Source organism: Nitratidesulfovibrio oxamicus (genome assembly GCF_015731765.1).
Lineage (GTDB): Bacteria > Desulfobacterota > Desulfovibrionia > Desulfovibrionales > Desulfovibrionaceae > Cupidesulfovibrio > Cupidesulfovibrio oxamicus.
Genome location: NZ_VRYY01000815.1, coordinates 1 through 10,372, shown reverse-complemented (window position 1 = coordinate 10,372; position 10,372 = coordinate 1). Strand labels below are relative to the sequence as shown.

Here is a 10,372-nt window from a genome sequence, read left to right as displayed (position 1 = left end):
CCCATCGCCGCCGGATCCGGGCACCCGCGCCTGCACCGGCACGCCCCCGGCGGCCATGCGCGTGCGGGCGGCGGCAAGGTGCATTTCCGGCAGGGCAAAGCCCACGTAGATGGGCTCTATCTGGTCGATGACCACCAGCACCGTATCCGCCCCGGCCCGCACCATGTTGCCCTGGTCCATCCTGACCTGCCCGGCGCGGCCCGACATGGGCGCGGTGATGGTGGTGTACGAAAGCTGCACCTTTGCCGTTTCCACCGAGGCTTCGTCGGCACGCACGGTGGCGCGCAGCGAATCGGCGGTGGAACGGTACTGCTCGTACTGGTCGCGACTGACATAGCCGTCGGTCACCAGCTTTTCGAAGCGGCGCACGTCCTCGTCGGCCTTGGCCAGCAGCACGCGGTCGCGTTGCAGCCTGGCCTGGGCCTCGCTCAGCGCCGCCTCCAGCGCGCGGCGATCCACCGAGAACAACAGGTCGCCCTTGCGCACGTCCTGCCCTTCCCTGAAGTGCACGCCCACGATCTGGCCGTCCACGCGCGACTTCACGGACACCGTGGCGTACGGTTCCACGTTGCCCACGGTGCGCACCACCACGGGCAGGTCGCGCTTTTCGGCAAGGGCGGTGGCCACGGGCACTGGCCGCTTCTGGGGCTTTGCCTTGGCGGCGTCGTCACCGCCGGAACACCCGGTCAGCAGGCCCAGCAGCAGCATGACTGCCAGGACGGGCCGAACGGGCCGAACGGGCCGAACGGACAGGGCGGACAGGGCGGACAGGGCGGGCAGGGCGGGCAGGGCGGGCAGGGCGGACAGGGCGGGCAGGGCGGGCAGGGCGGGCAGGGCGGACAGGGCGGGCAGGAGGCCCGCCGCGCACCTGGCGGGTGCTGCGGGAGAAGGGCCGACAACAGGCAGGACGGCGGAGCGGGGCCGGAGGTGGGGCCTGGATTGGGTGTCGATGTTCATGCGGGGTTCCGTTGGCGGCTGGGTGTGGGGGGGATGGGTGCGGCGCTCGACGTGGCCCCGTCGGGGCTGGCGGGGCTGCCGGTGATGGCGGTGAAGCTCGGGGACTCCGGACTGGCTGCGCTGCCCGCGTTGTCCGTATTGCCTGCGCTGCCCGCGTCGCCCGTGTCGTCCGTGTCGTCCGTGTCGCCCGTGTCGTTCGTGCGATCTGGGCAGGCTGGACATTCGGACCGTGCGGCATGCAGCCGTTCTCGCAGGGCGGCGATGCCCGCCAGCGAAAAGGCGGTTATGTGCTCCTCCAGTTTGTCAAGGCTGGCGGCATCGTACGAAATTTCGGGGTACAGCAGGGGAATGACGTTGCGGGCGAAATGATGGTGCAGGCTCTGCCCCACCACGCTCAGCGCACACAGGGCCACGGCGCGGCTGCGGTCCGGCTCGTCGAGCAGTTCGCGCACCGTTTCGGCCAGATAGTCCGCACGCGCGCCGATTACCTTGCCCACGATGTCGCCGATGACCCCGGTGGGATCAGTCATCTCGCGGATGAGCAGCCGGTTGTACCATTCCGGGCGGCGCGAACCGCGCGTGCGGTGCAACTGCGAACGGATGAAGGCGCGCAACCGTGTTTCCGGATCCACCGCCGAGGATGCGGTGCCGGAGACATCGCCGGGGCCCGGCGCGGCCATGCCCGACACAGACGACGACGGGGGCAACGGCGGTTCCGGAAAGGATTGCAGCAGCACCGCGCGGTACAACCCCTGCTTGTCGCCGAAATGGTACTTCACCAGGGCCACATTGACGCCCGCGCGGCGGCATATCTCGCGCAACGAGGCGCGATGAAAGCCCAGTTCCGCAAAGGTCTCGCCCGCAGCTGCCATGATGCGCGACCGGCTGTCCTGAAAGTGACTGTCCGGGGCCGGACTGTCCCGATCCCCGGCAGCGGCAGGCTCGGTTGCGTCCCCGGCCTGAGGCGGGGCCTGTTCCTGCGCCCGGTCCCGTGCGGTCACGACGCGTGCGGTCACGACGCGTGCGGTCGGGTGCGATTCACACCCGGATGTGTCTGCTGGGGCGGCTGGGGTCTGGCGGGCGGTCAAATCGTCGTGCATGAGGCATCCGGACGGCGCGGCACTGGGCCACGGCAAAAAGAGGGCGGCGCCGATCCGGCAAGACGGATGCCGCAGGCCCTGCGCGGACCGGCCGATGCGGGCCGGATACCTCCGGTCTTTCCGGCGGGCGTTCGGCCTACTTAAACGAGTGTTTAAGAAAGTCAATAGCCCTTCAACATCGTGTAATAAAAGCACATCATTTCAACAATCAGCCCGTAAGCGCCCAACTCGCCGCTTGTGCACGTTCGTCACATGCTCCGCCGGTCACTGGCACGGCCCGTCGCGCGCAGGCAATGTGCCATTGCCCCCTGCACACCGCCCGTACCAACGGATGCGCCGCAGCACGCGCCTCCCTGCCCTCCGGCTTGCCCAAGATCAATCCACCTTCCGAAACGCCCGCCTGCACCGTGTCGCCGCCCGGCACCATTGCCGGAACGTCCCCCCTGCCCTTGTCCCGCCATGTCCCGCAATGAGGAAAAACATGCCCAGCGGCACGCCCCCTGCGGCGCAGCGCCCATTCCGGAGTGTCCCCGCGTCCGGATTATTCCGCCATGCTCGCGTGAATAAAAGCAATGCTCACATATGAGACACGAGCTAATTCCTACCTGCCAATTGGACTGTGTGACCAACCACCTGTAGTATCTTACAATTCCCTTGACGTTTCCGGGTTGGCGGGACATAGAATCCGAGCGGGAATCCAAGGGCCCATGCCTGTAGGGGCATGCAATCCGTGAGCGGCGACGTCCACCCGGAGGTGTCGCGGCTCTCCTTTGTCCTTTGTTACGAGGTGCGTATGCTGGACACCCTTGTCTTTGGAAGCGTCGTGTTTCCACTCTTAGCTGCCCTGGCGGTCTATTTCGTCAGGGGCGACGCCGCGCGCAACATCATCGTCCCGGTATCGGTGGCGATAACTGCCGCGGCGGCGTTGGGACTGGCGGGCCTCGGCTCGTTCTCCTACTCGCCCCAAGCCATTCTTGGCATCAGCCTCAACGGCCTGATCACCGTTCTTGATTTCGCCCTGCTCGGGTTCATCTTCCTCATCGCGCTGCGCATGGGCAACCTGCTCATCATGGGGCTGACGGTGCTGCAGGTGCTGGGCATGGTCTATCTGGACTTCTTCCTGATGGACCACGGCACGCAGGTCACCGGCTTCTACGCCGACAGCCTGTCGCTGACCATGGTGCTGATCATTTCCATCGTGGGGGGCCTGATCTGTTTTTACGGTCTTGGCTACATGAAGGAGCACGAGGAGCACCTGCACCTCGCCAAGAGCCGCCAACCGCGGTTCTTCTTTTTCATGCTGCTCTTCCTGGGCGCCATGAACGGCCTGGTGCTGGCCAACAACCTGTCGTGGATGTACTTCTTCTGGGAAGTGACCACCTTGTGCTCGTTCATGCTCATCGGGCATGACGGCACCGACGAGGCCAAGACCAACGCCACCCGCGCCCTGTGGATGAACATGGCGGGCGGCGTCGCCTTCGTGGCCGCGCTCATGTTCCTGCAGAAGAGCATGGGCACCCTTTCGGTGCAGGACATCCTGGCCAAGTCCGCCGCCCCCGGCATGAAGACCGCGGCGCTGCTGCTGCCCATGGCCTTCCTGTGCTTCGCGGGCTTCACCAAGGCCGCGCAGGTGCCCTTCCAGAGCTGGCTGTGCGGCGCCATGGTGGCGCCCACCCCGGTTTCGGCGCTGCTGCACTCGTCCACCATGGTCAAGGCGGGCGTGTACCTGGTCATCCGCATGGCTCCGGCCTACCAGGGCACCATGCTTTCCGCCGCCGTGGCCATCTTCGGCGCGTTCACCTTCATAGCCACCTCCGCCCTGGCAGTGGGCCAGAGCAACGGCAAGAAGGTGCTGGCCTACTCCACCATCGCCAACCTGGGCCTGATCATCGCCTGTGCGGGCATCAACACCTCGGCCGCCATCGCCGCCGCCGTGATGCTGATCATCTTCCACGCGATCTCCAAGGGTCTCCTGTTCCTGTGCGTGGGCGCCATCGAGCAGAAGATCGGCTCGCGCGACATCGAAGCCATGCGCGGCCTGTTCAAGGTGATGCCCCGCACCGCGGTGATCACCGTCATCGGCATCGTGACCATGATGCTGCCGCCCTTCGGCATGCTGCTGGCCAAGTGGATGGCCCTTGAATCCGCCGCCACCGCCACCGCCGCCATGCCCCCGCTGGTTATCATGCTGGCTCTCGGCAGCGCCCTGACGGTGCTGTTCTGGGCCCGCTGGGCCGGCGTGATGCTTGGTTCCACCGTGCCGGGCGAAAACCCGCCCTCCGAACACCAGCCTTTCACGGTGCGCCTGCCGCTCTTGCTGCTGGCCGGTGGCGCCGTGGGCCTGTCGCTGCTTTCGCCCTTCGTCTACAGCATGCTGGTGGCCCCGGCCACGGCGCTGTACGCCAAGGCAACCGCCTACACCGTCTCCATGGGCGTGTTCGAGAACAACGCTGGCGTGTTTGCGGTGTACCCGCTGTTCCTGCTGCTGGGCGTGGGCTTCGTGTATGCCCTGCGCGCCGCGAAGAAGGTCGGCCCCGAAGCGGCCAGCCTGCCCTACATGGGCGGCTCGCAGAAGGTGGTGGACGGCAAGATCGGCTTCAACGGCCCCATGAACGGGTTTGTGGAAACCGCCGCCGGCAACTACTACATGGAATCCCTGTTCGGTGAATCCAAACTCTCGAAGTCCATCAACGTGATCGCCATCGTGCTGCTTGCGGTCATGCTCGGGGGGGTGCTGTAATGCTGACGTTCATCGCCGCTCTCATCGGGCTTGCCCTCACCCCGGTGGTCGGGGGTCTTCTGGCCGGGGTTGACCGCCGCGTCACCGCCCGCCTCCAGTCCCGCTTCGGCCCCCCCATCCTGCAGCCGTTCTACGACGTGCTGAAGCTGCTGGGCAAAGCGCCCATGGTGGTCAACTCGTGGCAGGTCATGTCGGCCTACATCTACGTGATGTCCTCTGCCCTGGCCGTGCTGCTGTTCTTCATGCAGGGCGACCTCTTGCTGCTCTTCTTCGTCATGACCATCGGCGCGGTGTTCCAGGTGGTGGGCGCCCTGTCCGTGCCCTCTCCCTACGCCCAGGTTGGCGCCCAGCGCGAACTGCTGCAGATGCTGGCCTACGAGCCGCTGATCATCGTGGTGTTCGTGGGCATTTCCATGGCCACCGGCAGCTTCAAGATCGCCGACGTGTACGCCATGGAAAAGCCGCTGCTGCTCAGCATGCCCTTCCTGTTCATTGCGCTGGGCTACGCGCTGACCATCAAGCTGCGCAAGTCGCCCTTCGACATCTCGGCCTGCCATCACGCCCACCAGGAACTGGTGCGCGGCGTGCTGACCGAATACTCCGGCCCGCACCTGGCGCTGCTGGAAATCGGCCACTGGTTCGACGTGGTGCTCATCCTGGGCCTGTGCTCGCTGTTCTGGCACACCAGCATCGTGGGCATGGTAGCCCTGCTGGTGGTGACCTACGCGGCGGAAATCCTGATCGACAACATCTGCGCGCGCATGACCTGGCCGTGGATGCTCAAGAACGTACTGGGCGTGGGTCTTGTGTTGTCGGTGTTCAACCTGCTCTGGCTCTACGTCAGCTAAGGGGAGGAGGCGATAATGGGTCTGCTTGAAAACTGGATCAACAAGGGCCGTCTGAAGTCCCCGTGGGTCGTCCATTTCGACTGCGGGTCGTGCAACGGCTGCGATATCGAGGTGCTGGCCTGCCTTACCCCCGTCTTCGACGTGGAGCGTTTCGGCATCATCAACGTGGGCAACCCCAAGCATGCCGACGTGCTGCTGGTTACCGGCACGGTGAACCACCGCAACAAGAAGGTACTGAAGAACATCTACGACCAGATGCCCGACCCCAAGGCCGTCATCGCCATTGGCGCTTGTGGCACCTCGGGCGGGGTGTTCCGCGAGTGCTACAACGTGGTGGGCGGCGTCGACCAGGTCATCCCGGTCGACGTGTACGTACCCGGCTGCCCGGCCAAGCCCGACGCCATCATCGACGGCGTCGTCACCGCCCTTGACGTGGTGAAGGCCAAGCTTGGCCTTGGCGAAATGCCCAAGGTGACCGTCATCGACTAGGCCGCATGGCGGGGTACCCCGCCGATGTCCGCGCCGTTTCGCCGCATGTAAGCGGGCGGAGCGGGCGCGAACCCTCAAGCGCCGGAACGACCGGCGAGCCCCGGCACGGGGCAACGAGGACAGCAATGCCCACGCACAGCGAAATACTGAACGCAACACCCATCGCCGCGGATGCCGTGGTCGCGCAGGCCAGGAGCATGTTCGACCAGGGCTACCGCCTGGTCACCATGTCCGTGGTGGACCTCGGCGACGGCAACGTGGATATCTTCTACCATTACGACCTGGACAACGAGATGACCCACTTCCGGCTGACCCACCCCAAGGACCAGCCGGTACCCAGCATCTCGCCCGTCTACTTCGCCGCGCTGCTCGTCGAAAACGAATCGCGCGACCACTTCAACCTGAAGTTCGACGGTCTGGTGCTGGACTTCAACCGTACGCTGTACCTGGATGACGAGATCACCTCGACCATCTCGGCGCCGTTCTGCAAGATCTCCACCATCCAGAAAAAGGATTAAGAGGTAGGTCTCATGTCCCGCACCATCATTCCTTTCGGTCCGCAGCATCCGGTCCTGCCGGAACCCCTGCACCTGAAACTGGTCGTCGAGGATGAAACCATCGTCGAAGCCGTGCCCGCGCTGGGCTACGTGCATCGCGGCCTCGAAACCCTCGCCAGCATTCGTGACTACAACCAGATGGTCTACATCGTGGAGCGGGTGTGCGGCATCTGTTCGTGCATCCACGCCATGTGCTACTGCCAGGGCCTTGAAACCATGATGAACGTGGAAGTGCCGAGCCGCGCCAAGTACCTGCGGGTGATCTGGTCGGAACTGCACCGTATCCACAGCCATCTTCTGTGGCTGGGCCTGTTCGCCGACGGTTTCGGCTTCGAGAGCCTGTTCATGCAGTTCTGGAAGATCCGCGAACGCGTCATGGACATCAACGAAGCCACGGCGGGCAACCGCGTGGTCATCTCGGTCAACGTGGTGGGCGGCGTGCGCCGCGACCTGGACAAGACCCAGCAGCGCTGGATCCTTGACGAGCTGGACAAGCTGGAAAAGGAACTGCGCCAGCTGATGAAGACCATGCTCGACGACTACACCGTGAAGAAGCGCACCGTGGGCGTTGGCGTGCTGACGGCCCAGCAGGCCCTTCAGCTCGGCGCCGTGGGCCCCACCCTGCGCGGCAGCGGCGTTGCCCAGGACGCCCGCCAGCTTGGCTATGCGGCCTTCGACGAACTGGACTTCGAGCCCGTGACCTCGCCCGAAGGCGACAGTTGGGCCCGATCCAAGGTCCGGTTCATGGAAACGCTGCAATCCATGGATATCGTGCGTCAGGCCATTTCGCGCCTGCCCGATACGGAACTGGCCGCCAAGGTTCCCGGCAAGCCCACCGGCGAGGTGGTCTGCCGCGTCGAACAGCCGCGCGGCGAGTTGCTGTACTACCTGAAGGGCAACGGCTCGAAGAACATGGAGCGGGTACGCATCCGCACCCCCACCTTCGCCAACATCCCGCCGCTTCTGGCCATGCTGCCCGGCGCGCAGCTTGCCGACGTGCCCATCGCGGCCCTGACCATCGACCCGTGCATCAGCTGCACCGAGCGGTAAGCAAGGAGACCAGACCATGTACATGCTCAGCAACGTGCTGCGGAACATCATGGGGAAATACTCCACCCGGCTCTACCCGTTCGAAACGCGGCCGGCGTACGAGGGTTTCCGCGGCAAACTCGTAAACAACATCCACGACTGCATCTTCTGCAAGAGCTGCCAGATCAAGTGCCCTTCGCAGTGCATCACCGTGGATCCCAAGGAAGGCAAGTGGGACTGCGATCCCTTTGCCTGCGTGTACTGCTCGGTGTGCGTCGATGCGTGCCCCACGCACTGCCTGTCGATGGAAAACCAGCACCGCAAGCCCGCGCCCAGCAAGTTCGTGGTGAGCTTGCAGGGCACGCCCAGAAAGTCCAAGAAGGCCGACAAGAGCGCCGAAAAGCCTGCCGAGGCCGCCGCTCCCGAAGCCTAGCCGAATACCCCGCGCGTCCGGCACGGCGAATGCCTGTCGCGCGGCTGCCTTGAGAGCTGACCGGGAAGCGGGGAGAAACGACCCGGAACAGAAGGGGCGCGGTGAAAACCGCGCCCCGCTCTGTTTCGGAATATGGAGAGATCAAGAAGGGGTGCGGACAAAACGCGCCCCTTGTTTCGTCTCTTGCCTTGGCCTGCCGCCCTTGGGGCGAAGGCTACCCGACCTAGCCCCCCGCCCTGACTCGCAGGGCCTTGCCGTCGTGCCACGCCCTGCCAACCACATCGCCCATGGCCCAGTAGCGGTTGTCCGGCATGGTCAGCAGCATGGGTCGCAACAGCTTGGGGTCGGGAGCGCCGTCACCGTCCAGGCAGTCCTCGGCGCACCAGGCCCCGACGATCTCGCCGATGAAAAAGGTGTTGCTGGGCAATTCCACGGCGGTGTGAACCCGGCACTCAATGCCCAGCGGGCATTCCCGGATCAGCGGTGCCGCGTCCAGATGCCCGTGAAACACCTCGAACAGGCCGGACTTGTCCACGCGGGCACCGGAGGCCAGGCCCGTGTAGTCGGTCACCGCCGTCATGTCCACGGTGGGAAAGTTCACGCTGAACTGCCCGCTGGCGGCGATGGCCCCGTGGCTGAAATTGCGCCGGTTGATGGCCACGCCCAGCATGGGCGGCTGGTAGTTGACCCGGGTCAGCCAGGCCACGGCCATGAAGTTGGGCCTGCCGCCGGCCATGCTGCCCACGATGGTCTGGGCCATGGGCACCACGAAGGCGTTGGGGGCAATGTCCACGCGTCCTGCGGTGGCCTTGGAAACGGTCGCCATGTTGTCCTCCTCCCCATCATGGGGATACCGATGCGGGGGATGCGGGAATACAGGTGGACCGTAACGCCGCGCCCCACCCGGACACTGTTCCCGCCACTACACCAACCGCCACAGCCGCACGTCGGCGGGGCCTTCGAAGACATCGGCAGCCGCCGCGCGGAAGGCCAGCAATTCGGGCGTGGCCAGATGCGCATCCAGGGTTTCCCGGGATGTCCACTGCTCAATGAAGGTGAAGTTGCGCGGCACATCCAGTTGCTGCTGCGCCTCGTAGCGCAGCATGCCCTCGTGCCGTTGGGTGGCCGCCACGATGCCTGCGATGAGTTCCGCCGCGCGGGCTTCGCTGCCGGGGCGGGCGGTGAGCATGGCGGTGACCGCCACGGGGGAATCGGGTTGCGACATGATCCGTGCTCCTTGCACTACGTTGGATGGGGGGCCGCCGATGGGGCTGCACCGCGCGGCCATGGTGCATAGTCTCGTCCAATGAAATACTTTCGGCAAGTACGCACTAAAAAGATACCACCACCCGGCAGCCGGCACGAAAATTCCACCGTGCGCGACCTGCCTTGTAAGCAAGCGTTTACAAGGCTAGAATGCCGCCGAACAGAGGCCGTCACTTGTCATATCACGTTAGAAAAGCACCATAATTCCCCCTTCATCCCGAACACTGCGGAACCCCCGCCCCACCCTCCGACGCACCGCACGACTCCCAGCCAAAACAACGAGGTCACCGTGTCCGAAGCACCACAGGACTCCCCCCCTCCCTCGCATGCGGGCACGCCGCCCAGCCTTCGCGACCTGTTCCTGACTTTCATGCGGCTGGGCGCCACGGCTTTCGGCGGTCCGGCCATGCTGCCCGTGGTGCGTGCCCGGGTGGTGGAGCGCAAGGGCTGGATGGACGAGGCCGCGTTCCGCTCCGGCGTGGCCCTTTGCCAGGCGGTGCCGGGGGCCACGGTGATGCAGGTGGCCTCGTACGTGGGGCTGCGGCTGCGCGGCACGCCGGGCATGCTGGCCGGGTTCTTCGGGTTCACCCTGCCCGCGTTCCTGATGATCACCGTGCTTTCGGCCATGTACTGGAAGAATCACGAACTGCCCGCCGTCATGGCCGCGTTCATCGGCCTGAAGGCCGTCACCGTGGCCCTGATGGTGTCGGGGCTGCTCGATTTCGGCAAACGCTACCTGCGCATGGGCATGGATTGGGTGATCGGGGCCGGGGTATGCGGGCTGACCCTTTTGGGCGTCCACCCCATCGTACCCGTGCTGGCGGCTGCCGCAGCCGGAGTGGTGGTATACCGCGACGGCGATGCCGCGCCCTCTGCGCAGGCGGGCGGCGGCCCCGGAGCAACACCTCGGCCCGGAGCTCTTCGCGCGTTGCGCGGCATGCTGGCGGCCCTGG

Annotated in this window: 11 protein-coding genes; 7 read left to right on the top strand and 4 right to left on the bottom strand. The window is 65.4% G+C overall.

Annotated elements, in window-relative coordinates; translation table 11 throughout:
- The coding region (locus FVW20_RS19275; protein WP_196610838.1) for an efflux RND transporter periplasmic adaptor subunit at nucleotides 1-957 on the bottom strand (957 nt) is incomplete at its 3' end.
- Nucleotides 954-1,973: a CerR family C-terminal domain-containing protein gene (locus FVW20_RS19270; protein ID WP_307831675.1), complete on the bottom strand. Its 1,020-nt coding sequence runs from the start codon at nucleotides 1,971-1,973 to the stop codon at nucleotides 954-956. The genes FVW20_RS19270 and FVW20_RS19275, both read right to left, overlap by 4 nt.
- A gap of 877 nt (nucleotides 1,974-2,850) precedes the next feature.
- On the opposite strand from FVW20_RS19270, the gene FVW20_RS19265 reads away from it, so the two are divergent.
- From FVW20_RS19265 to FVW20_RS19240, 6 genes are all read left to right on the top strand, one after another.
- Complete coding sequence (locus tag FVW20_RS19265) at nucleotides 2,851-4,797, top strand: NADH-quinone oxidoreductase subunit 5 family protein (protein ID WP_196610836.1); 1,947 nt, start codon at nucleotides 2,851-2,853, stop codon at nucleotides 4,795-4,797.
- Nucleotides 4,797-5,645 carry a respiratory chain complex I subunit 1 family protein gene (locus FVW20_RS19260; protein WP_196610835.1) on the top strand — a complete coding sequence of 283 codons (849 nt, stop codon included), beginning with the start codon at nucleotides 4,797-4,799 and terminating at the stop codon, nucleotides 5,643-5,645. Before FVW20_RS19265 ends, FVW20_RS19260 begins: the two co-directional genes overlap by 1 nt.
- Before the next feature lie 15 nt (nucleotides 5,646-5,660).
- A complete protein-coding gene (locus tag FVW20_RS19255; RefSeq protein ID WP_007524163.1) occupies nucleotides 5,661-6,134 on the top strand; it encodes an NADH-quinone oxidoreductase subunit B family protein in 474 nt (157 codons plus the stop codon).
- Between the two features lie 125 nt (nucleotides 6,135-6,259).
- Nucleotides 6,260-6,652 (top strand): NADH-quinone oxidoreductase subunit C, encoded by a 393-nt coding sequence (locus tag FVW20_RS19250; protein WP_196610834.1) that lies wholly within the window; start codon nucleotides 6,260-6,262, stop codon nucleotides 6,650-6,652.
- 12 nt (nucleotides 6,653-6,664) lie between these two features.
- Nucleotides 6,665-7,741 carry a hydrogenase large subunit gene (locus tag FVW20_RS19245; RefSeq protein ID WP_196610833.1) on the top strand — a complete coding sequence of 359 codons (1,077 nt, stop codon included), beginning with the start codon at nucleotides 6,665-6,667 and terminating at the stop codon, nucleotides 7,739-7,741.
- Between the two features lie 16 nt (nucleotides 7,742-7,757).
- A complete protein-coding gene (locus tag FVW20_RS19240; RefSeq protein WP_012612651.1) occupies nucleotides 7,758-8,153 on the top strand; it encodes a 4Fe-4S dicluster domain-containing protein in 396 nt (131 codons plus the stop codon).
- Nucleotides 8,154-8,376: 223 nt separating this feature from the next.
- On the opposite strand, the gene FVW20_RS19235 is transcribed toward FVW20_RS19240, so the two are convergent.
- Both FVW20_RS19235 and FVW20_RS19230 read right to left on the bottom strand, forming a co-directional pair.
- Nucleotides 8,377-8,979 carry a flavin reductase family protein gene (locus FVW20_RS19235; protein WP_196610832.1) on the bottom strand — a complete coding sequence of 201 codons (603 nt, stop codon included), beginning with the start codon at nucleotides 8,977-8,979 and terminating at the stop codon, nucleotides 8,377-8,379.
- A gap of 96 nt (nucleotides 8,980-9,075) precedes the next feature.
- Nucleotides 9,076-9,378 (bottom strand): putative quinol monooxygenase, encoded by a 303-nt coding sequence (locus FVW20_RS19230; RefSeq protein ID WP_196610831.1) that lies wholly within the window; start codon nucleotides 9,376-9,378, stop codon nucleotides 9,076-9,078.
- Nucleotides 9,379-9,708: 330 nt separating this feature from the next.
- Between FVW20_RS19230 and FVW20_RS19225 the strand changes: the two genes are divergently transcribed.
- Nucleotides 9,709-10,372 (top strand): chromate transporter (locus FVW20_RS19225; protein WP_196610830.1); only part of this gene is annotated, 664 nt, incomplete at its 3' end.